This is a genomic window from Salinibacillus aidingensis (assembly GCF_039522525.1).
Lineage (GTDB): Bacteria > Bacillota > Bacilli > Bacillales > Alkalibacillaceae > Salinibacillus > Salinibacillus aidingensis.
This window is the reverse complement of sequence record NZ_BAAADO010000002.1, coordinates 26,107-48,971: the sequence shown is the minus strand read 5'-3', so window position 1 is coordinate 48,971 and position 22,865 is coordinate 26,107. Positions and strand designations below refer to the sequence as shown.

Below are 22,865 nucleotides of genomic sequence, written 5' to 3'. Positions count from 1 at the left end.
CCATACGATTTTACGAATAATTCCATCCCTTTTCTAATATATGTAATATAGATCATCTTTTGTCCAAGTTATTACATCTATAACTGATTTCAGGAAAGGGAGGAATTTTTAATGAAGTATGAAGCGCCGAATCATCCTGGTGCAGTCGTTGAGTTTCGGGAGCGTTATGACAATTTTATCGGGGGTGAGTGGAAGGCTCCGGTAAAGGGGAAGTATTTCGAAAATGTATCGCCGGTAACTGGGGAAGTTTTTTGTGAAATCGCCCGTTCAACAGCAGAGGATGTTGATATGGCCGTAGATGCTGCCCATGAAGCGGCAGCGAGCTGGATGAAAACCTCACCAACAGAAAGAGCCAACATCCTCAACAAAATTGCTGATCGCATGGAAGAGAACCTGGAAACGCTGGCGGTAGCTGAAACATGGGATAACGGAAAGGCTGTACGAGAAACATTGGCTGCTGATCTTCCACTGGCCGTGGATCATTACCGCTATTTTGCAGGTGCCATCCGTGCCCAGGAGGGAGGCATTAGCCAGATTGATGATGATACTGTCGCCTATCATTTCCATGAGCCACTCGGTGTGGTAGGGCAGATTATTCCGTGGAACTTCCCGCTTTTGATGGCAACGTGGAAGCTGGCTCCTGCCCTTGCCGCCGGAAACTGTGTAGTCATGAAGCCTGCTGAGCAAACCCCTGCCTCTATCCATGTGTTCTTAGAGCTGATTCAGGATCTGCTGCCAGCTGGTGTGGTAAATGTCGTCAATGGTTTTGGTGTGGAAGCTGGTAAACCATTAGCCTCACATGATCGAATTGCAAAAATCGCCTTCACCGGAGAAACCACTACTGGCCGGTTAATTATGCAGTATGCTTCAGAGAATATTATCCCGGTTACCCTCGAGCTGGGAGGCAAGTCACCAAATATTTTCTTTGACGATGTGATGGATAAAGACGATGCCTTCTTGGATAAAGCGATTGAAGGTATGGTTATGTTTGCCCTGAATCAGGGGGAGGTATGTACGTGCCCATCCCGTGCGTTGATCCACGAATCCATTTACGATAAGTTCATGGAAAAAGCATTAAAACGGGTGAACGAAATTAAAATCGGTCATCCACTGGATACAGAAACAATGATGGGCGCCCAGGCTTCAACAGAGCAAATGGAAAAAATCACCTCCTACCTGGATATTGGCAAGCAGGAGGGAGCAGAGGTGCTTGTTGGCGGTGAACGGAACTACCTGGACGGAGGCCTTGAAAAAGGATTCTATGTCAAGCCAACCATTTTTAAAGGAAACAATAAGATGCGCATCTTCCAGGAGGAGATTTTCGGACCGGTTCTATCCGTAACTACCTTTAAAGATGATGAAGAAGCCCTTGATATTGCCAATGACACCCTTTATGGCCTTGGTGCAGGTGTATGGACAAGAGATTTCCACAAGGCTTACCGTTTTGGACGAGGAATTGAAGCCGGACGTGTCTGGACGAACTGCTACCATGCTTATCCTGCCCATGCAGCATTTGGCGGTTATAAAAAGTCCGGAATTGGGCGTGAAAATCACCAAATGATGCTCTCACACTATCAACAAACAAAGAACCTGCTCGTAAGCTATAGCAAGGACGCTCAAGGATTATTTTAATTAACCTTGTGTGTCTTTAACAGGGGGAGTCGACTGTGGCTCCCCCTATCCTGAAAACTCAGCTACCATAAAATCCTTTAAGAAAGGATGTGAAAAATGACGGAGAAGGAAAGAGTAGTGGCCACGGATGCCGCGCTTGAACTGATTGAGAGCTTAAAAGAGCAGCACGGGCCGCTGATGTTTCATCAATCCGGTGGCTGCTGTGATGGAAGTTCGCCGATGTGCTATCCCCGGGATGAGTTTCGAACAGGGAATTCAGATGTAAAAATAGGGACGATTGGAGATACCCCTTTTTACATCTCCAAAGATCAATATGAGTACTGGAAGCACACCCAGTTGATTATTGACGTGGTTGATGGACGTGGGGGAATGTTCTCTCTGGAGGGCCCTGAAGGCAAACGATTTTTAACAAGATCAAAGGTTCTCTAGTACACCTGAATTTGCAGGTGTATTTTTTTGTCCTCCTTTATTATATTTCAGAATAACTTTAAGGATCCCGCACACATCCCACCACTACTAAATCCTACGCGCATTCACTTAACCTTCTACTAAGACTATTAAACCAGGAAATTTATAATAGTTTGTAAAATAAAAACAATTCAAAATAATCATGCAATAGATAAACTATTATTCTATAATATAGTTCATAAATCAAAGGAGGTATTTATTTGAAAAAAAGGTTTGTACTACCAATTATTCTATCGTCAGCGGTTGTTTTAGGATCTGCGAATAGTGTACTGGCTCAGCCGCAGAACTCTCTGGAAACAGCAAAGGCAGAAAGCGGGACTGTGTGGAATCAAAATGCGAATGTTCCCCTGTTTGTAGAAGAGAAACTGGCTGAGAAGCAAAAAGGCAGCTCCTCGCAACATGCTCTTAATTATTTGGCTGAAAATGAGAAAAAGCTGGGGATCAGGAACCCGAAGAAAAATTTTAAGGTGAAAAATGTTCAAAAGGATAAGCTGGGTATGACTCACGTTCGCTTCCAGCAGACAGAAAAGGATGTACCTGTTGAGGGAACGGAAATTATCGTTCACTTCAATAAACAGAATGAAGTGGTTGCGGTGAATGGGCATCACAATCAGGCGGTAAAAAATGCTGATGTAAAAACAAATGCCGATTTAACAGCAAGTGAAGCCGTAACCATTGCAAAGTCAGCTGTCAAAGCACCTGAATCTCTAACCTATAAGCCAACTTCAGAACTAGTGGTCTATACCTTTGAAGGCCAAAATACGTTAACGTACAAAGTAAACTTAAACTTCCTCGGTGATCAACCTGGAAACTGGTTTGTATTTGTGGATGCGAATACAGGAGAAGTTGTCGATCAGTATAATGCGTTATTGCATGCCGATGACATGAAGAAAAAAGCGATAAATGGAATTGGACAAGGGGTTCATGGAGAACAGCGAACTCTTCATACGACAAAAGAAACACAATCTGGACAGGAGAGTGTTTTTAAACTCTACGACGAAACTCATCAGAATTTAGAGGGTATTTACACATTTGACCATAATACAGGTGATCTTTTTGAAAATAATAGTAACGCATGGGTGTCTGATTATGCTAGCCCAGCCGTGGATGCTCACTATAATTCTGAAAAGGTATATGACTATTATTTAAATGAACATGACCGAAACTCTCTGGATGGGGAAGGAATGCCGATTATCTCCTATGTTCATTTTGGTGAAAACTATAACAATGCTTTCTGGAATGGCCGCTTTATGACTTATGGTGACGGAGATGGTGAATTTATGGTTCCTTTATCCGCAGGTCTTGATGTGGCCGCACATGAAATGACCCATGGAGTCATCACTCACTCAGCTAACCTGAATTATCGTAATCAATCCGGTGCTCTTAATGAGTCCTTTGCCGACGTGTTTGGCGCTCTTATTGATGCGGATGATTGGGAAGTTGGGGAGGATATCATGGCTTCTGAAGCAAAAGAAAGTGGCCGGACATCTTTGCGCAGCTTAAGTAACCCTGATAAGTATCCGGTATCTGATGACATCGCTCCTTTTGGTGATGGCCAGTATCCTGAACATATGAATGAATTTTATGATCTGCCACTTGATATTGATAATGGCGGGGTTCATATTAATTCATCCATCACTAATCACGCTGCCTATCTCATTGGTGAACAGCTTGGAAAGGACAAGCTCGGCCACATTTATTATCGTGCCCTGACCACCTATTTAACACCAACTTCCAACTTCAGTGATGCAAGGAAGGCAATCGTACAGTCAGCAGAAGATTTATATGGGGAGAGCAGCGAGGAAGTAATGGCTGTAAAAGATGGCTTTGATCAGGTTGGAATCTATTAATACTACTTCTTTAAAGTAAAGCAAGTTTTCATCTTTAATAGAGACGGTAATGTTTTATCATTACCGTCTCTATTTTTGGTAATAAGACCATCCGGTAGATGACATTAAGTGAGTGAAGTTTCTTATAAAAAAAGTGAGATATCACATAACTGGTATAGACATGTATACTTCTAGTTTGATTTTTAACCTGTAAGGCGTTAAAATAAAAATGAAACAAGATATTGTAGGAGTGGACTTATGGGGGAAGCTACTAAATGAGTCCTTCAAATCAAGCATACATTCGAATCGGATGATAGGGATAAATCCACCTAACTCCGGGGCATTCGAATATTAAACTTGTATTTATCGGCCCTGTAAACTGATTTTGTATATTCAATGGGTGTATTTTCGCCTTCCAGATAGGTCGTCCGTTGAATAACGAGTACTGGATCTCCATGATCAATTTTTAGCAGCTGAATTTCTTCTTCATTGGCAAGAGATGCTTCAATGGACTGATCGCCATATGCAATGGAGAACTGGCGTTTATTTTCCATGAATTCATAAAAAGACATATGAATATCTTCCTGTGTCAATTCACCTATTCTTTTTTGCGGTGTGTAAGTGAATTCCAGGGCTACAGGTTCATCATCTGCAAAGCGTATGCGTTTCATTTCATATACTAAATCGGATGAATCTATGTTTAAGGCAGCAGCAACTTTGCGATCTGCGTACATCAGCTGAAAATTCAGCAGCTGGCTTGATGGCGTTAAGCCACGGTTATTCATTTCTTCACTGAAGCTGGTAAGGCCGGACAGGTCCTGTTCAAATTTTTTCTCAGCAACAAAGGTACCTTTGCCTTTTTCACGGTATAGAAGTCCTTCGTTGACCAGGTTATTGATCGCCTGTCGTACAGTCATACGGCTGATCTCGTACTTTTCTGCCAGTTCACGTTCGGAGGGAAGAAAATCTCCAGGTGCGTATATATTGCTTTCGATAAATGTCTTTATTTCCTGTTCCAGCTGGTAATAAATAGGTATGGGTGAATTTTTATTAATCATCTTAAGCATCCCCTAATGTAAGTCTTTTAATATGAGAAATTTTATCAAAAAATTATAAAAATGTACAACTTGAGGTCTAGACCACTAGAAGTGTTTGAAAGGGGAGAATGACATTGAGCAATCAACCTTTGCTTATAAAAAATGTAACAATCTATACAGAAGATGAAGCTATCTCTAATGGAAACATCCTTATTAATAATGGTGTTATCCAATCAATTGATCGAATGAACGAGGAAAGTGAGACCATACCGGAAGATGCCCGTATCATTGATGGCTCTGAAATGACAGCGATTCCGGGCTTTATTGACGGACATATTCACGGGGCATATGGAGCGGACGCTATGGATTCCACAGAGGAAGCATTGGATACGATGGCGTCCTTTTTACCAAAAGAAGGGACAACAAGCTTTCTGGCTACCACGATGACGAACTCCACAGAAAACATTGAGAAAGCATTAGCCAATGCTGAGAATTATAAACAGAAGGACGGGTATGCAGAGATGATTGGTGTGCATCTGGAAGGTCCGTTTGTTGAGAAATCCAAAGCGGGTGCTCAGCCTCAGGAACACATTTTAGAGCCGGATTTAGAAAAGTTTAAGAAATGGCAGGAGATGTCCGGAAATACGATTCGAACCATTACGATGGCCCCTGAGCACGATACGGATGGTTCGTTTATGCAGGAATTGGCTTCCCAAGGTGTGAATGTCTCTGCGGGTCATACAGATGCGAATTTTGAAGGAATAAAAAGAGCTATTCCTTTTGGCTTGCATCAATTAACCCACCTTTGTAATCAAATGAATGGGATTCATCATCGGGACATTGGTGCTGTAGGGGCCGCATTCCAGCTGGAGAATTTGCAAGCGGAATTGATTGCAGATGGTGTCCATGTAGCTCCGGAAATGCTGCAATTAATTTACCGGAATGTCGGTAGCGATCGGTTAATTTTAATCACCGATGCGATGCGGGCAAAAGGTTTACCGGATGGTGATTACGAATTAGGAGGCCAGCCTGTCATCGTTTCGAATGGGAAAGCAGTGCTGGAAAACGGGACATTGGCCGGTAGTATCTTAAAAATGCGGGATGCTGCCAAGCGTATGCTCGAGATTAATGATGCAGACATCCGGGACATCATTAAAATGACGGCTGTGAATCCGGCAAAACAAGTCGATGTTTATGACCGGAAAGGAAGCATTTCGAAGGGGAAAGATGCAGATATTTTACTCATAGATGATGATTTGAATATTCAATACAGTCTGTGTCGGGGAACGATTGCATATAAAGGAGAATGAGCGATGGATATAATTAGGGTTAAGAATTATCAGACGATGAGTGAAAAAGCATGCGGGTATCTTGTAGATAAAATTCAGGCAGCCCAAAAGCCTGTTCTTGGACTGGCAACCGGGTCAACCCCTGAAGGCCTGTACAAGCAGCTGATTGAAAAATATCAGGAAGGAGCGGTTTCCTTCAAGGATGTTTCAACGTTTAACCTGGATGAGTATGTCGGTTTGGAGAGGAAGGATCCGAACAGCTATCATTATTATATGAATGAAAAATTATTTAAGCATGTAGATCTCTCCATCGAAAATGTGCATCTGCCTAATGGCGCAGCTGGTGATCTTCAGCAGGAATGCCGGGATTATGAAGCTTCCATTAAGCAGGCCGGCGATGTGGATGTGCAAATTTTAGGACTTGGGTTAAACGGCCATATCGGTTTTAACGAGCCAGGGACTCCGTTTTCAAGCAGGACCCATGTGGTGGATTTAGATGAAAGCACCCGCGAGGCGAATGCAAGATTTTTTGAATCAAAAGCGGATGTTCCAACGCAGGCCATCACCATGGGCATTGAATCCATTATGGAAAGTAAGGAAATCGTATTACTGGTATCAGGTGCAAAAAAAGCAGAGGCACTGGCCAGATTAATAAATGGGGAAATCAGTGAAGACTTCCCGGCCTCTGTATTGAAACAGCACCCGCAGGTTACGATTATTGCGGATGAAGAAGCATGTGTTCATATTCGGGAGCATGTGCATAGTTAAGGACAGCGTATGACATTTCTATTATTTGTAACGAACATGAATAACTCCGAAAATGATAATGCGCCGCTTCTCCTGTGGCTGAGCAGGAGAAGCGGTGCTATTTTTTTGCTCTAAATGGGTTTCTTATTTAACTCTTGGTATTTTAAAAAATCAGGATCACAAAGGTCGGCCCATAATTATTGCAAAAAGTTGTTAGAATTTTGTGTTAAAATTAAGTGGAAAGGATTTTGTGTTAACGAAGCAGGATATTAAAAGAAAAGTTTTTCTGTAAACTCATAATGAGGTGAAGAATTTGATTAGAGTATTTTTAGAATTATTGCGTATAATGGCTATATTCTTATTCTTCGGTGTTGCAATAGGAGGTTTATTGAAGATTGTTTATACAAGTATGGGGATAAGTTTAAATAACACCAATGGCTCTTGGTTAGCAGGGCTTGCAATTATTATTTTGCTTTTTGTGTTGTATAGAAATAAACTTCAATTTTCTGGATTTTATAAGGGGAAAGGAAAAGCAATACTTCCGAAAAAAGTCGGTATTTTTCTGATTTCCTGTTCAGTTTTGATGCTTTTATGGCCCCTTTCATCCGCTAATGAGGTTAATCTTTAAGAAAGTTAGTAGTTTTTTAATAGGAGTTCTTTTTATTTAATAAATAATAAATGTGATGTGAGGGGATATTCATGAAAAAAGGGTTAGTCTATTTCATTGCGCTTATATTTTTATCAGTATTTTTATTCCGGGTTGTTGCAGGAACACTGACAACCAGCTTTCCGACCATATCATTTTTTCTTGCCATGTTAGTCAGTCATTTCATTCTTGATAAAAACCAATGGATTGTTGATTTTTATGAGAATGCTTATTCGGGAAAGTATGAAAGATCCAGTGAGGATGTGAGGAATAATCAATAATTCAACCATATATTATGGTATGTACTTAGCAATAGATGACTTTAGTGAAACAAAACATAATCCCCTCTAAGTAGCAGGTTTTATCACGCATACCCCCACTTCAGGTCTTGAGGGTAGTCCAACAAGACTAAGTGGGGATAAACGGCCAGTAAATTCCTGATAAAGTTCAACTAACCATCAGTGGGGGATATAGAAAGCCTTCACTGATTCAAGCTTTTCCCAGTCCATTCGTCCTGAAAAATCGCCATCATATAGGCATCATGGTAGCTTCCGTTCAAATAGAAATGCTCTTTCATCTCTCCTTCTATATGAAAGCCGATTTTTTCATAAATGTGGATCGCCTTTTTATTTTCTTTGGCTACGACCAGATGGACTTTATCACGTATTAACTGGCCGTAATACCCCCAATTCAAGTTTTGAGGGTAACCTAACAAGACTAAGTGGGGGATAAACGGCCAGTAAAAACCTGATAAGTTCAACTAACCATCAGTGGGGGATGGAGAAAACCCCCACTGATGGAAGTTTCACTTTATGTAAATTCAGGATACGGAATGCATAGTCTGCCATCATTTCCGTAGCCTTTGTTGCATAGCCCTTTCCCTGATAGGCAGGGTCCATCATAATGCCGAATTTTGTATTACGATGGATCGGCTCAATATCATAAAGACCGGTCAGCCCGATGTTCTCTTCATCCTTGCAGATGACAAAACGTCGATGCCTGTCCGATTCCTTCATCTGTTCATACCCACTCGTAATTCTGTCCTGCGGGTAATAAGCTTCCAAAAACCAGTAGTCCATAATGCTTTTCTGGTTATACAATTTGTGCATGAAAGGGATGTCGTCTTTTTCCAGTGGACGTATCCGGATTTCATTTTCCATGTTCCTCTCCTCCTGTTTACCAAGTTCTATTTACGATTTGCTTACTGCATCCATATCCTTTTCCGAGACATAGGAGTGGATAGCTTCTAAAAAGATCTCTCCATATTTATCAAGCTTAGCCTGTCCTACCCCTTTAATCGCCAGCAAACGGTTTTGGTCCTCCGGGTAGTACATTGTCATTTCCTTTAAGGTTGCATCAGAAAAAACGACATAAGGTGGAACTCCTTCGTCATCAGCCAGCTGTTTCCGAAGAGTTCGTAATCTTTCAAAGAGCTCCTCATCACCTTCCGTCTGCTGTTGTTTAACAATGGTCATTTTCTTATAAACCTTGGCTTCCCCTTTAAGGATAGGTAGGACATTTTGTGTAAGCTGAACAACGGGATATTTTCCATCGGTTAATTTTAAATACCCTTCCGCCAGTAAATAATTGACCAGCTCCACGATTTCCTTTTCCCGGCGATTTTTCATAAGCCCGTATGTAGAAAGGTTCTGAAAGCCGAGCTCTCTCATTCGTTTATTTTTGGACCCTTTTAATACCTGGGCAACGAGGGTAACCCCGAATCTTTCGTTCATTCGTTTAATACAGGAAAAGATCATCTGGGCTTCTTTCGTCATGTCGACCTGCTCCCGTTGATCGGTGCAGTTGCTGCATTTTTCGCATCGATGGAACGAACTTGGATCATCGAAATACTCTAGCACATAGGACTGCAGGCAGCTTTCAGTATGGCAATACTGCACCATTTGCTGAAGGCGGGCGTATTCCTGTGTCCGCTGCGTCTCGTTTAGATTGCTCTCCTCAATTAAAAATTTATGGATTTGAACGTCCTGCGGGGAAAACATCAGATAGCATTCACTATCCTCCCCGTCTCTTCCAGCCCTTCCAGCCTCTTGATAATAGGATTCGATATTCCTGGGCATGTTGTAGTGGATTACAAACCGCACATTGGATTTATCAATGCCCATACCAAAAGCATTTGTCGCTACCATAATCGAAATGTTATCAAGAATAAACTGCTCCTGGGCTTCCTTCTTTTCCTCTTCTGAAAGTCCTGCATGATATTTCGCGACAGAAAAATTTTGCTTACGGAGGAATTCATAGAGCTGATCGGTTTCTTTTCGGGTGGAAGTATAAATAATGCCTGATTGATTGGGACGTCTTTTGATATAATTAAGAATAAAATCCCGCTTATTGCCTCCTTTGATAACCTGAAAAGACAGATTTTCCCTTGCAAAGGTTGTAAACACGGCATTTTCACGCGGGATGTCGAGTAATTCGGTAATATCCCGGGCAACCTCTTTTGTTGCTGTTGCTGTCAGGGCAAGGAGAGGTGCACGCTGATTCAGTTCTTTGAGGACCGGAATAATAGACCGGTAGCTGGGCCGGAAATCGTGTCCCCACTGGGAAATACAATGGGCCTCATCAAAGGCAATTAAGGAAATCTCCGTCTCCTGAATCGTCTGCAGGAAAAAGCGGGATTCAAATCGTTCCGGGGCCACAAACACCATTTCATACATACCGGCCTGGATGTCCTCCAGACGTTGATCAATCTCCGGAACAGTCAGGCTGCTGTTAATAAATGTAGCCGAGATTCCATTGGCATGCAGGGCGTCCACCTGATCTTTCATAAGGGAAATCAGGGGGGATATAATGATAGCTGTCCCCGAAAGAACTAAGGCCGGAATCTGGTAGCACAGGGATTTACCGCCGCCTGTCGGCATAATGCCAAGTGTGTTTTGCTGATCCAGCATTTGCTGAATAATATCTTTTTGTCCGGTTCGGAACTCGGTGTACCCAAATGTTTGATTTAATACGTTTGTCGCTTCGTTTAGCATATTGTTTTGCGGCCTCCTATTGAAAACACAGATCAGACACCAGGATTTAAGTTCGTGACGTTTATTTTCTATATTTTATCATTGATCGGTACATGGCGTACAGTTCGTGAAAAAGGATCGTTGCTTTGTATGCGTGTTCAAACATGAAAGTTTCCTTCTAAGAAACTCAAAAAAAGCCTTGAAAGCATCAATGAATATTGAATTTCATCACATTTGAAGTTCTTTAGCGCTTTAAAGCATGTGGGGACAGTCCCGAAAAAGGGGGAGGATTTATATGAATTGGGAGAAGGTGAAGGAGTTGTATCCGTCGCTAATCAGGTGGAGACCGGATATGGAGCTGAATGTTGATGGATATACCTGGTTTGAAGGGGAGAAGGGTCAGGTATTTGGGATAAGCAAGGAGGAATTGACCGATCATGACGAGATCCTGTTAGCCTCTGTTTTAAAAAGAGCTGAGGCAGTAGAGCGGGAACGAACCGAGCAGGAAAGGTTCTGGAGTCAGACTTTGCTCGGGGAGGGAAATGGAAGTACCCCGGCTGATCGTCCTTTCCGGTTTATTTTCTTCAGACTGAATACCGGACAAATAGACGCAAGCTTAATAGATGAAGGGTTAAAAGGAATTTTTCCTCATGAAGTCTCTCTGCTGTGGCTGGATCAGCAGTCCGGTGTGATTGTTGAAGAATTTGAAGGTGGAAGAGAAGACGTAGTTGATCTGCACAATGTGATAGAACTATTGATGAGTGATTTATCCGTCAATATTCATTTGTTTGTTGGGGAACGATTGCCGGAGATGGATGGAACCGATGTCCGGAAATCATTTACATGGATGAAGCAGACCGCAGATTTTGCGTTTCAGCACTCAACGGAATACGTGTCGGAACTTGCAGATGTTCTTCCTCCATTACTGGTTTCAAAGCTTGCCAGAGAAGAAAGAGAACGAGTAGCCGCCCTCCTCCTGAAAGAAGCAAAGGATGATCAGGAGCTGTTAAGAACGGTACAGACTTATCTGGAAGCAAATTCAAATATAACGGAAGCGGCAAAACGAATGTACATGCATCGGAATAGTCTTCAATACCGAATTGATAAATTTATAGACCGGACACAGATTGATATTAAAACCTTTCAGGGAGCAATCGTCTGTTATTTAGCCTTAAAAATGCTGGATGTTTAATCCGGTATTTTTTTGGCTTTTTTTCGTTACCCTCGCTCCAGTGCCTGAAACAGTAAAATTCCTGACAAACTCCGGACAATGGTCTCATAACAATATCGGTCTTCAGGCTGAATGAATTTCGTGCTGCCTGCCGTTAAGCAAAAGGCGGGGAGAACGTATACTGAACTCATCAAGTTACAAGAGGTGAGAAACATGCAGTATACGATTTATGAACTGGAACGGCTGATCAGAGAAAAACGGATCAAGTAACGTTAGGAAAAATTTAAAACAGAAAGGAGAATGGAAATGAATATTTATGAAATGGAAAGCTTAATTGAGTCAAGAAGATTATAAACCATCTACTATTAAATTGAGGTGATCAACAATGATAAATAAAAATTGATAGTATGGAGGTAGTAAGGTTCTGATGGATACATTAAACAAGGTCGAAGAGTAATCCCTTTCTGATCATTTAATAAAATGGCCGGAAAGGGATTTTTGTTGTCATACGAGCCGCCTATACCCTCAATTTTGAAATTCACACCCTGCCCTAATCTCATGCTTATATCACTCTCCTCCTGTACCGGAATTTTGTTAAATAGAATCCCCGCCAAGGCAGCCTGCACAAATAAGCCGGATATTTTTGTGCACAGTGTCTATTTCGTTTCCTGAAGAAGTTAAGTAGACTGATAATAAGATGAAAAAGCGTTTACATAATTGAGGAGGTTAACCTATGGCAGATGTAAAACTGGATCATGTGTATAAGGTTTATGATGGAGATGTAGAGGCAGTTAAGGATTTTAATTTGGATATTCAGGATAAGGAGTTTATTGTGTTTGTCGGTCCGTCAGGCTGTGGAAAATCAACCACTCTTCGTATGATTGCGGGTCTGGAGGAAATTACCGATGGGGTTCTTTATATTGATGATAAGCGCATGAATGATGTGACCCCGAAAGACCGGGATATCGCGATGGTGTTTCAAAATTATGCCCTTTATCCCCATATGAATGTTTATGACAATATGGCTTTTGGATTAAAGCTGCGGAAGTTTAATAAAAAAGAGATTGATGAGCGTGTCCAGGAAGCGGCCAAAATCCTGGGGCTTGAGGATTATTTAAAACGGAAACCTAAGGCTCTGTCAGGTGGTCAGCGCCAGCGTGTGGCTTTAGGTCGTGCGATTGTCCGTGATGCCAAGGTGTTTTTAATGGATGAGCCCTTGTCGAACCTGGATGCTAAGCTGCGGGTCCAAATGCGTGCGGAGATTCAGAAGCTGCATCAGCGCCTCAGGACGACGACCATTTATGTTACCCATGATCAGACGGAGGCCATGACGATGGCAACCAGACTTGTGGTGATGAAGGATGGGGTCATTCAGCAGGTGGGCTCTCCGAAAGAGGTTTATGATAAGCCGAATAATATGTTTGTGGGCGGATTCATCGGATCGCCGGCCATGAACTTTCTGGAAGGTACATTAACAGAGGATGGATTTCTGCAGTTGGAGGATAAAAAGATAAAAGTTCCGCAAGAGCGCTTGGACGTTTTAAAAGAGAAACAGCTTGTGGGGAAAGAAGTGATTCTGGGTACTCGTCCGGAGCATATCCATGATGATACAGCCTTTCTGGAAGCGTCTCCTGAAACAGCCATATCTGCAAATATTGAAGTGGCAGAGCTGATGGGTTCTGAGACGATTTTATATTCAAAGGTGGGGGAGCAGGAATTTGTGGCTCGCGTGGACTCCCGTACAGATCTTCAGGGTGGAGAAACGATTCAGCTTGCCTTTGACATGAGTAAGGCTCACTTCTTTGACAAAGAAACAGAAGAACGCATTGATTCGTAAAAAATGGAGACAGCCTCCCATAATCATGGACGGAGGTCTAATTACTATGGAAAAAGGCGGGTGAGGAGCATGGAGAATCGAGATTCAGCTTTCCAGAGATTATTTGGGAGCCTGGAAGACACACGCAGTTTTTTTGCACCCGGGCGTGTAAATGTCATCGGTGAGCATACGGATTACAATGGAGGCCATGTATTTCCGTGTGCCTTAAACATTGGGACTTATGCAACTGTCCGTAAGCGTCCGGATCAAAGGGTTCAAATGTATTCGGTTAATTTTCCCGACCAGAACCGGATCGAATTTGACCTGGAACATGTATATTACCGGGACGAGGATGACTGGGGGAATTATCCCAAAGGTGTCATTGCACAGTTTCAGCAGGCTGGGTACACACTTAATTCAGGGTTTGAGGTTGTGTTTGAAGGAAATATCCCCAATGGTGCTGGGCTATCCTCATCAGCATCCATTGAACTTGCCACAGCTGTGCTGGTCAATCAGCTATTTCACTTTAACCTGGATATGCTGGAGCTTGTGAAAATGGCTCAAAAGGCAGAAAATCAATTTGTCGGGGTTCATTGCGGAATTATGGATCAATTTTCGATAGGTTTTGGGAAAAAGGATCATGCCGTACTATTAAATTGCAAGACCCTTGCGTATTCTTATAGTCCAATCAAACTCGATGGACTGACCTTAATGATTGCAAATACGAATAAACAAAGGGGACTGGCTGATTCAAAATACAATGAGCGCAGGCAGGAATGTGAACGGGCGTTACAGGCGCTGCAGCAGGCGTATAATGTTCAGAATCTGTGTGACCTGACTCTTGATGAATTCCGGCAGTGTGAGCAGATGATTCCCGATGAAACAGACCGGAAGCGGGCCCGCCATGCGATTTCAGAAAATGAGCGCACCCTTAATGCCCATCATGCTCTCGTGAACGGGGATCTTGGACGTTTTGGGCAGTTAATGAACGAATCTCATCAATCTTTGCGGGATGACTATGAAGTGACAGGTCCGGAGCTGGACACATTAGTGGAAGCAGCCTGGGAATATGGAGCGCTTGGAGCCCGAATGACGGGTGCGGGCTTTGGCGGCTGTATGGTGAACGTGGTGGAATCATCCAGGCAGGAGGAATTTATCAGGAATGTGTTCCGGAAATATCGGGAAAAAACCGGCCTGGAGCCATCCTTTTACGCTGTTGCCATTGCAGACGGGGCCCGTGAACTCTAAAATAAAGATAGATGAATGAAGATTGCGATAAACAGGAGGAATGTGAAAATGTCCGTGTTGGTAACTGGTGGCGCTGGTTATGTAGGGAGTCACACCGCTATTGAACTTATGGATAAAGGCTATGAAGTGATTATCATCGACAACCTTCAGAAGGGTCATGAAAAGGCCGTGCTGAATAAGGCAAAATTTTACAGTGGAGATCTCCGTGATGAAAATTTTTTACATAGGGTTTTTGAGGAGAATGAAATAGAAGCCGTCGTTCATTTCGCAGCCAACTCTCTTGTAGGAGAAAGTGTCGAGCAGCCGTTGAGCTATTACGATAATAACGTTTATGGTGCTTTAAAGCTGCTGCAGACGATGAAAAAGTTTAACGTGGATACGATTGTCTGTTCATCCACAGCAGCCGTTTATGGCGAACCGAAACATATTCCGATTCTCGAGTCGGATCCAACTGAACCAACCAATCCTTATGGGGAGACCAAGCTTGCCATCGAAAAAATGATGAAATGGTCCGCTCAGGCTCATGGGTTGAAGTACACAGCGCTTCGTTATTTCAATGTGGCGGGTGCTCATACCAATGGACTGCTGGGAGAGGATCACCATCCGGAAACCCACCTCATTCCGATTATTTTGCAGGTTGCTTTGGGGAATCGGGACAGCATTTCCATTTTCGGGGATGACTATGATACACCCGATGGTACCTGTGTGCGGGACTATATTCATGTGACGGATTTAGCCGATGCCCACATTCTTGCACTGGAGAATTTGAAGGCCGGTGGTGAAAGTGGTGCCTTCAATCTGGGAAGTGGCCAGGGCTTTAGTGTGAAAGAGGTCATTGAAACGGCTCGCGAGGTAACAGGGAAGGAGATTCCTGCTGAGGTAGCTCCGCGCCGTGCAGGTGACCCGGCTAAACTGGTGGCTTCATCAGAAAAAGCGAAGAAAATCCTCGGGTGGAATCCAAAGCGTGAGAGCCTGCACGAGATGATCGGCTCTGCCTGGAACTGGTTCCGGAATCATCCTGGTGGCTATGAGGATTAATACTTGATAGAACTGGCATGGAATGAAGCCCTGTGATTTTGGGGCTTTTTTTGTAAATAAGCGAAGGAAGCTATTTGGCAAAATCCCACATGAAAGGGAGGCTTCAGATGAGTATCCATATTTATAAAGAGCTGGAGCGTTTAATCCAATACGGACTTGAAAAAGGACTAATTGAAAAATGGGATGTGGAATTTGTCCGCAATCAGCTGCTGGACGCTCTAGACCTGCAGAACTGGGAAAGGGTTGAAGTGGAGAATGAGCAGCTTGACAACCCTGTCCCTGTTTTGCAATCGATTCTGAACTGGGCTGCTAAGCATGGACGTTTCTCGCCGGATACGGTTACTGAACGTGACCTTCTGGATACCAGATTAATGGGAATTTTCGTTCCTCACCCATCCACGGTCATTCACAAATTTGAGAAAATCCGTTCAGAGCTTGGAATGGAACGGGCTACGGATTATTTTTATCAGCTGAGCCGGGATGTCAATTATATTCGGACCAATCGTGTGAAACGTAACGAGCATTGGCTCAGCAGGACGCCGTATGGGGAGCTGGAAATCACTATCAATCTGTCCAAGCCGGAAAAGGATCCACGGGATGTTGTCAGGGCAAAGAAAGATAATTCCAACTATCCCGCCTGTGTGCTGTGTAAGGACAATGTGGGCTATGCCGGGCGCAGTCAGCACCCGGCCCGGCAGAATCACCGGGTGATCCCTGTAACACTGAATGGGGAGCAGTGGTATCTTCAATATTCTCCCTATGTCTATTATCACCAGCATGCCATCGTATTTTCGGCAGAGCATCGTCCGATGAAAATATCAGCATCGACGTTCCGGAGATTGCTCGCCTTTGTGGAGCAATTTCCGCATTTTTTCCTCGGGTCCAATGCGGATTTACCTATTGTAGGTGGTTCCATTTTAAATCATGACCATTATCAGGGGGGACAGCATGAATTTCCAATGGCTGAAGCCGGATATGAAGAAACTTTTCACATCAAAAAATTTCCTGAAGTGAAGGCGGGAATTCTTCATTGGCCGATGTCTGTGATTCGGCTCCAGGGATTCTCCAAGGCTGACCTTACAGCTGCAGCGGATCATATTTTGCAAAACTGGGTGGATTATGAGGATCCTGAGACAGGAATTTTGAAGGAGACGAATGGGGAGCGTCATAACACGATTACGCCTATAGCACGGCGCAGAGATGAATTTTATGAGCTTGATCTCGTTCTGCGCAACAACCGCACAAGTGAGGAGCACCCATTAGGAATTTTTCATCCCCATGAGCAGGTTCATCATATTAAAAGAGAGAATATTGGATTAATAGAGGTGATGGGTCTGGCTGTTTTGCCTGGCCGCCTGAAGGGTGAACTGGAAAAACTGGCCCACTATCTTTCTGGACCAGATGCCCTTTCCCAAATCAGGAAGGATCCAGATACACAAAAACATAGCGATTGGGCACGACGTCTTATGGAAACCTATGATATGTCCGGTTTGGATAATATCCATACGATGCTAAAGCATGAGACAGGTAAGGTGTTTCAGACGGTCCTCGAGCATGCCGGGGTCTTTAAAAAGAATGCAGAAGGAAGGCGTGCGTTGCAGCGATTTTTGCAAACGCTTTAACGAACTAAAAGGTGATGAGGATGAAGGATATTTCCGTTTATTTAGGCTATTCGATTGGTTTTCTTCTATTTATTATTTGTTTTGGCTATACGCTGTACTTTGGCAAGCAGACGTTTCATTTAGATCAGATGGAGGTATCCCAAGCCCAGAATTATGATTATCATTTTGTCCTTATTCCTGAAGAAAAAGGAAGTGAGTACTGGCATCTGGTCAGAGAGGGAGCCATGGAGACAGCCGAACAGCATCATGCTTATCTGGAATACGTGGGAGGTGCCCAGACCAGTGAGGAGGAGCAGTTCCGGACACTGGATAAGGCGATTGATGCGAAGGTGGACGGAATCCTGACACAAGGAATGGAAGGAGAACGCTTTGTCGAACTGGTTCATCTGGCCCGGGAAAAAGGGATTCCTGTCGTTACCGTGGATGCGGATAATCCAAAAAGTGAGCGGAATGCCTATGTAGGCACGGATAATTTTCGTGCGGGCTACCTGGCTGGAGAAGCCTTTGTGAATGAGACAACAGGAAAACAGAACGTTGCTATCATTATCGGACGCTCGGAATCCCCTAATCAGCAAAAGCGCATTGAAGGCTTTCAGAAGGCGATTGATAATGAAGAGCGGGTACAGGTGATAACGATTGAGGAATCAAATATTTCCATTGTTGGAGCTGCCCAGGCAACCTATCAGGCTTTGAAAAAACATTCAGAGATTAATGGTTTCTTTGGAACGAACGTATTGGCCGGGATTGGAATCTCCCAGGCGATCACGCAGACGAACAGAAAGCAGAACCCATATATTGTTACATTCGATACCCTGCCGAAGACGCTGGATTTGATGAGGGATGGAATCATCGATGCGACCATCGTTCAGCATCCGTACAGAATGGGGAAAACCGGAATTAACCTTCTTTTAGATGCGGGGAACAGCAAGTATGTTGAGCCTGTTCAATATACACCTTCATCCATTTTATACAAAGAGGACATCCATAAAGCCAAGTATGGGGAGGAGTACAGCTATGAAATCAATTCGCAGTAAACTTATGGCTTATTTTTTTGTATTTGTGCTCCTCTTTAACGTCGTTTCGGTCCTGATTTATTTCAGCAGTGACCGGCTCCTGAATGAATATCATACGAGTATTGAACGATTTTTAATTTTAAATCGTGTATCCCAGAAATCAATTGACTTATATGATAAGGTCAATCAGTTTGTCTTAACCGGTGAAGAGCAGGATTTTGAAGCCTTCTATAAGACAAAGTCAGAAATCGTTCAGGAAAAGGAGCGGCTTAATGAACAGCTGACAGGGGTGGAGGATGTGCAGCTGAATAAGCATATCCATATGATTGAAACGCTCGTACAGGAAACCGAAATGACAGCAGGTTTTATGCTGAGAAACGATATAGAGAAATACACCCTCCATCTGCAGGAAGCCCGGGAGACGTCCAATTATATTCAGGAAACCACCCTTCAATTAATCGATCTTGAACTGACCGAATATCAGGATCTCTATCAGGAACTGGCCCAGCGGAATGAAGCGTTTAAATCGTTTACCATCTTTCTGTTCTTAACGACAGTATTGCTGGCCATTGGAGCTGCTCTCTGGTTTTCCAGAGGGATTAATCGTCCCATCCGCTCCTTATGGCATGGAGCAAGAGAGGTTTCAAAGGGAAAGCTGAATGGTCCTGAAATTGAGATTAAGTCCAATGATGAACTGAAGCTACTGGGGGATACCTTTAATCAGATGCGCACGAATATCCAGCGACTGTTTCAGGAAATCAAGGAGAAGTCCGAGCTTGACCAGCTGTTAAAAGAACTCGAGTTAAAGCATCTGCAAAATCAAATCAATCCTCACTTTTTATTTAATACTCTGAACACGGTTGCCCGGATGTCCTACCTGGAAAATGCAACGTCCACAACAAGATTAATTGAGTCGATCTCCACCATTCTCCGTCACAGTTTAGGGGATCTGGATAAATCCGTTGCTTTGCGGGATGAGGTACAGGTGGTAGAAGAATATTTTTATATCCAGCAGACGCGATTTGCGGATCGAATGACGTTTTTACAGAAGGTGGATGAATCCTGTCTTGACATCCCTGTTCCACGTCTCACATTGCAGCCATTAATTGAAAATGCGTTTATTCACGGCATTGAGAAAAAGGAAGAGGGTGGAAGGATTTCCTTAACTGTCTATCGAGAACAGGATCATATCATGGTAGAAATATCCGACAATGGTGCAGGGATGTCCCCTGAACAAATCGAACCGTTTATCAATCTGTCGAAGGAGGAACCAGTGGATGAACATACGGGGCATTCCACAGGTCTCGGACTGAAAAATGTACTGCGGCGTTTGCAATTATTTTACCAGCGGGAGGATATAGTAGAAATTGATTCGGAAGTGGGAGCTGGAACGATGATTCGCTTAAAACTTCCGAACACGATAAGCAGGGAAAAGGGGGGAGCAAGTGCATGAAAACAATCATTGTCGAGGATGAATACTTAGAGCGCAAGGCGATGCGAAAATTTTTAGAGGAAAGCTTTCCTGGTTTAACGGTTGAGGAAGCTCCAAATGGGCGAAAAGCTATAGAAATGGCCCGGCAACTGTCCCCTGATTTTATGATTGTGGATATTCGAATGCCTGGAATCGATGGTCTAGAAACGATAAAAGCCATTCAGCAGCTGGCTCCCCGGATGAAGTTTATCATTGCCTCTGCCTACGATTCCTTTGATTATGCCAAAACAGCCATGAAGCTTGGGGTTAAGGAATATATTTTAAAACCGAGTAAAAAGGAGGAAACGATTAAGGCCATTTCCCGAATCCGGAAAGAAATCGAACGGGAGAAGCAATGGGCACAAAAGGAAGATGAGTCAGAACTGATCGCAAAGGAGCATTTTTTGTTAAAAATCACCCGCTATGAGTATGATGAATCATTAAAGAGGCTTAAGAAGGAGTATTTCCCGAATGTGAAAAGTGGCTGCTTTTTCATCCTGGAGCCCATCCATGATGACTTGATGGATAAAGTGGACGACTATGTAGAGGAGATGAATGGACAATCCTGTATCACGCACAGGCAGAATGATCAGCTTGTCATCCTTCTTCTTGCGGAAACGCAGCTGCAGAAAAGTGACATATTGCTGTTTGCCCGCCTGCTCTATCTGAAATTGGATTCCAGCGTATCCATCGGAGCAGGTTTTCCGTATGCTCAGCTGAAGGATTTCTCCCAATCCTATTATGAATCGGTGAAGGCATGCAAGCAATTGCTCAGTTCTCAGAAGTCCGGCTATGGCCTGCCTAAAGGAAAACAGGCCGAGGATGCTGATGCAATGGTTGAGCAGTTCCTGTCAGCCATTCAGATGGGCCATGAACAGCAGGCAACCATGGTGATAGAAGAGCTTTTATTCACTCAATCCCCACAGGATTTGGAGGAGCTTTATTTTAAAGTCAAGCACAGGCTGGAAGCATCAGGAATTGATATAAAAGAGATCCGTTTAAAAGATTATAAGAATGAGACGGAATGGAAGAAATTTATTGGGTACTGCTGCCTTGAAATTCAGCAGCACCATCAATCCTACCGGTATATTGAACGGGCAAAGGAGTATATCGGCGAGCATTATCACCGTCCTGTATCCTTAGAAGAGGTTGCTCAGTATGTGGACCTTAGTGCCAATTATTTTTCAAATATGTTCAGAGAAGAGACAGGGCAGACCTTTATCGATTATGTGACAGATATTCGTTTGCGGCAGGCCAAGCAACTATTGAAAGAAAATACATTAAGCCTGAAGGAAATCAGCTTCAAAGTAGGTTACAAGGACCCTAATTATTTCAGCCGGGTGTTTAAAAAGCATGAACAGCTTTCCCCTAAACAATTCCAGAAGCAAATCTTAAAAATATGAAGAAATTCATAAAATAGTGTAGGAATTTATATGCCTGGGTTGTTTCATAGATTTATATAATAGGAATTGTAAACGTTATCATATATTAAGATGAAGGGGGAACACAAATTGAAAAAGATTTGGGTATTAACAGTACTGATTATGACTGCCCTGATCTTTGCTGCCTGCAGTTCCGATGATGCTGCAAGCTCTGATGAAGAATCAGACGGTGGTGAGGGCGGCGAAGAAGGAACGACCGTTGAAATTTTCAGTTGGTGGACAGGTGCAGGTGAAGAGGATGGTTTATTGGCATTAATTGATTTATTCAAGGAAAAGCATCCTGATATTGAGGTGGAAAATGCAGCGGTTGCCGGGGGTGCAGGAACGAATGCAAAAGCTGTTCTTGCCAGCCGTATGCAAGGGGACGATCCACCATCCACTTTCCAGGTGCACGGTGGTGAAGAGCTGAACGCCAGCTGGGTGGCAGCAGGTAAAATGCAACCATTAAATGACTTTTATGAGGAAAATGATTTAATGGATAAATTTCCTCAGGACTTAATTGACCTGGTCAGTGATGATGGAAATATTTACTCCGTACCCGTAAATATTCATCGCAGTAATGTAATTTTCTACAATAAAGCTGTGTTTGCAGAGAACGGTATTGAAGTACCTACTACATTTGATGAATTCTTCGCAGCAGCTGATGAGCTGGAAGCAGCAGGGGTTACTCCATTGGCTTTAGGGGATAAGAACTCCTGGCCGGCTACACAAATTCTCGAGAACATTTTACTGGCTAAACTAGGTCCGGATGACTATAAAGGATTATTCTCTGGTGATGTCGCTTTTGATGATCCAAGAGTTGTAGAATCTGTTGAAACATTTGGTCAAATGCTTGATTACATTAATGATGACCATGCTTCCCGTGTGTGGCAGGATGCTGCACAGCTCGTAGCAGAAGGAGAAGCAGCGATGACGGTAATGGGAGACTGGGCAAAAGGATACTTTAGTAATGATCTAAACTTAACGGTTAACGAAGACTTTGGCTATGTGACAACTCCGGAGACTGAAGGGTTGTTTATGGTCATCACCGACACATTCGGCTTGCCTAAAGGAATTGAAAATGAAGAAGAAACGAAGGAATTTTTGAAGGTCTTGGCTTCTGTTGAAGGACAGGACACCTTTAATCCATTAAAAGGCTCCATTCCGGCCCGGGTGGATGCAGATGAATCCAAGTATGACGAATATGGTAAAGATGCCATGGATGACTTCAAGAATGCAGATGCCCTTGCGCCAAGTATCGCGCACGGCTCCGCTGCACCTGAAGGGTTCCTGACGAAGATGAACCAGGCTGTAAATATCTTTGTTACACAACGTGACGTTAATCAGTTAGTCAGTGCATTAGTCAATGCTTCTTCAGAGTTTTAATGAGCTGAACGATTACGGCTCTTATAAACACCCCATCCCATGGTTTGATGGGAATGGGG

General features: G+C 43.3%; 21 protein-coding genes. 17 read left to right on the top strand and 4 right to left on the bottom strand.

All coding sequences use genetic code 11. The features are described from left to right. Nucleotides 1–111: 111 nt before the first annotated feature. The 3 genes from adh (at nucleotide 112) to ABD006_RS04030 (ending at nucleotide 3,950) form a co-directional block, all read left to right on the top strand. Entirely contained in the window at nucleotides 112–1,632 is a 1,521-nt protein-coding gene (gene adh / locus ABD006_RS04040) for an aldehyde dehydrogenase (RefSeq protein WP_343837898.1), read from the top strand. A gap of 96 nt (nucleotides 1,633–1,728) precedes the next feature. Next, nucleotides 1,729–2,061, top strand: coding sequence for a DUF779 domain-containing protein (locus tag ABD006_RS04035; protein WP_343837895.1), 333 nt, complete (start codon nucleotides 1,729–1,731; stop codon nucleotides 2,059–2,061). A 239-nt stretch (nucleotides 2,062–2,300) separates the two neighbouring features. After that, complete coding sequence (locus tag ABD006_RS04030) at nucleotides 2,301–3,950, top strand: M4 family metallopeptidase (RefSeq protein ID WP_343837893.1); 1,650 nt, start codon at nucleotides 2,301–2,303, stop codon at nucleotides 3,948–3,950. A 308-nt stretch (nucleotides 3,951–4,258) separates the two neighbouring features. Here the strand turns inward: ABD006_RS04030 and ABD006_RS04025 are convergent, their stop codons facing one another. Further along, entirely contained in the window at nucleotides 4,259–4,987 is a 729-nt protein-coding gene (locus ABD006_RS04025) for a GntR family transcriptional regulator (RefSeq protein WP_343837890.1), read from the bottom strand. A 107-nt stretch (nucleotides 4,988–5,094) separates the two neighbouring features. Here ABD006_RS04025 and nagA point away from each other — a divergent pair, with 107 nt between their 5' ends. From nagA to ABD006_RS04005, 4 genes are all read left to right on the top strand, one after another. Next, nucleotides 5,095–6,276: an N-acetylglucosamine-6-phosphate deacetylase gene (gene nagA / locus ABD006_RS04020; RefSeq protein ID WP_343837887.1), complete on the top strand. Its 1,182-nt coding sequence runs from the start codon at nucleotides 5,095–5,097 to the stop codon at nucleotides 6,274–6,276. A gap of 3 nt (nucleotides 6,277–6,279) precedes the next feature. Then, a complete protein-coding gene (gene nagB / locus ABD006_RS04015) occupies nucleotides 6,280–7,023 on the top strand; it encodes a glucosamine-6-phosphate deaminase (RefSeq protein WP_343837884.1) in 744 nt (247 codons plus the stop codon). A 325-nt stretch (nucleotides 7,024–7,348) separates the two neighbouring features. Then, a complete protein-coding gene (locus ABD006_RS04010) occupies nucleotides 7,349–7,630 on the top strand; it encodes a hypothetical protein (RefSeq protein ID WP_343837882.1) in 282 nt (93 codons plus the stop codon). Nucleotides 7,631–7,701: 71 nt separating this feature from the next. Then, on the top strand, nucleotides 7,702–7,929 hold the full coding sequence (locus ABD006_RS04005; RefSeq protein ID WP_343837880.1) for a short-chain dehydrogenase: 228 nt from the start codon (nucleotides 7,702–7,704) through the stop codon (nucleotides 7,927–7,929). 200 nt (nucleotides 7,930–8,129) lie between these two features. On the opposite strand, the gene ABD006_RS04000 is transcribed toward ABD006_RS04005, so the two are convergent. The 3 genes from ABD006_RS04000 to recQ are packed head-to-tail and all read right to left on the bottom strand — an operon-like array spanning nucleotide 8,130 to nucleotide 10,641. Next, nucleotides 8,130–8,408, bottom strand: coding sequence for a GNAT family protein (locus ABD006_RS04000; protein ID WP_343837878.1), 279 nt, complete (start codon nucleotides 8,406–8,408; stop codon nucleotides 8,130–8,132). Between the two features lie 7 nt (nucleotides 8,409–8,415). Next, complete coding sequence (locus ABD006_RS03995; protein WP_343837875.1) at nucleotides 8,416–8,808, bottom strand: GNAT family N-acetyltransferase; 393 nt, start codon at nucleotides 8,806–8,808, stop codon at nucleotides 8,416–8,418. A 30-nt stretch (nucleotides 8,809–8,838) separates the two neighbouring features. Further along, nucleotides 8,839–10,641 carry a DNA helicase RecQ gene (recQ, locus tag ABD006_RS03990; protein WP_343837873.1) on the bottom strand — a complete coding sequence of 601 codons (1,803 nt, stop codon included), beginning with the start codon at nucleotides 10,639–10,641 and terminating at the stop codon, nucleotides 8,839–8,841. A 274-nt stretch (nucleotides 10,642–10,915) separates the two neighbouring features. Here recQ and ABD006_RS03985 point away from each other — a divergent pair, with 274 nt between their 5' ends. From ABD006_RS03985 to ABD006_RS03940, 10 genes are all read left to right on the top strand, one after another. Further along, entirely contained in the window at nucleotides 10,916–11,812 is an 897-nt protein-coding gene (locus ABD006_RS03985) for a PucR family transcriptional regulator (protein ID WP_343837871.1), read from the top strand. Nucleotides 11,813–11,923: 111 nt separating this feature from the next. Continuing rightward, a complete protein-coding gene (locus ABD006_RS03980; RefSeq protein ID WP_343837868.1) occupies nucleotides 11,924–12,061 on the top strand; it encodes a hypothetical protein in 138 nt (45 codons plus the stop codon). A 463-nt stretch (nucleotides 12,062–12,524) separates the two neighbouring features. Continuing rightward, nucleotides 12,525–13,628 carry an ABC transporter ATP-binding protein gene (locus tag ABD006_RS03975; protein ID WP_343837866.1) on the top strand — a complete coding sequence of 368 codons (1,104 nt, stop codon included), beginning with the start codon at nucleotides 12,525–12,527 and terminating at the stop codon, nucleotides 13,626–13,628. Nucleotides 13,629–13,697: 69 nt separating this feature from the next. Continuing rightward, a complete protein-coding gene (locus tag ABD006_RS03970; RefSeq protein ID WP_343837863.1) occupies nucleotides 13,698–14,855 on the top strand; it encodes a galactokinase in 1,158 nt (385 codons plus the stop codon). A 48-nt stretch (nucleotides 14,856–14,903) separates the two neighbouring features. Beyond that, nucleotides 14,904–15,893 carry a UDP-glucose 4-epimerase GalE gene (galE, locus tag ABD006_RS03965; RefSeq protein WP_343837861.1) on the top strand — a complete coding sequence of 330 codons (990 nt, stop codon included), beginning with the start codon at nucleotides 14,904–14,906 and terminating at the stop codon, nucleotides 15,891–15,893. A gap of 113 nt (nucleotides 15,894–16,006) precedes the next feature. Then, the gene (gene galT, locus ABD006_RS03960; RefSeq protein ID WP_343838995.1) at nucleotides 16,007–17,515 is read left to right on the top strand and encodes a UDP-glucose--hexose-1-phosphate uridylyltransferase; all 1,509 of its coding nucleotides are present in this window, start codon (nucleotides 16,007–16,009) and stop codon (nucleotides 17,513–17,515) included. 20 nt (nucleotides 17,516–17,535) lie between these two features. Further along, the gene (locus ABD006_RS03955) at nucleotides 17,536–18,549 is read left to right on the top strand and encodes a sugar-binding protein (protein ID WP_343837858.1); all 1,014 of its coding nucleotides are present in this window, start codon (nucleotides 17,536–17,538) and stop codon (nucleotides 18,547–18,549) included. Next, nucleotides 18,530–19,981 (top strand): sensor histidine kinase, encoded by a 1,452-nt coding sequence (locus ABD006_RS03950; RefSeq protein WP_343837855.1) that lies wholly within the window; start codon nucleotides 18,530–18,532, stop codon nucleotides 19,979–19,981. The genes ABD006_RS03955 and ABD006_RS03950 overlap by 20 nt, the downstream gene beginning before the upstream one ends. Then, complete coding sequence (locus ABD006_RS03945; protein WP_343837852.1) at nucleotides 19,978–21,402, top strand: response regulator; 1,425 nt, start codon at nucleotides 19,978–19,980, stop codon at nucleotides 21,400–21,402. The genes ABD006_RS03950 and ABD006_RS03945 overlap by 4 nt, the downstream gene beginning before the upstream one ends. 90 nt (nucleotides 21,403–21,492) lie before the next feature. Then, complete coding sequence (locus ABD006_RS03940; RefSeq protein WP_425542182.1) at nucleotides 21,493–22,806, top strand: ABC transporter substrate-binding protein; 1,314 nt, start codon at nucleotides 21,493–21,495, stop codon at nucleotides 22,804–22,806. Nucleotides 22,807–22,865 lie beyond the last annotated feature (59 nt).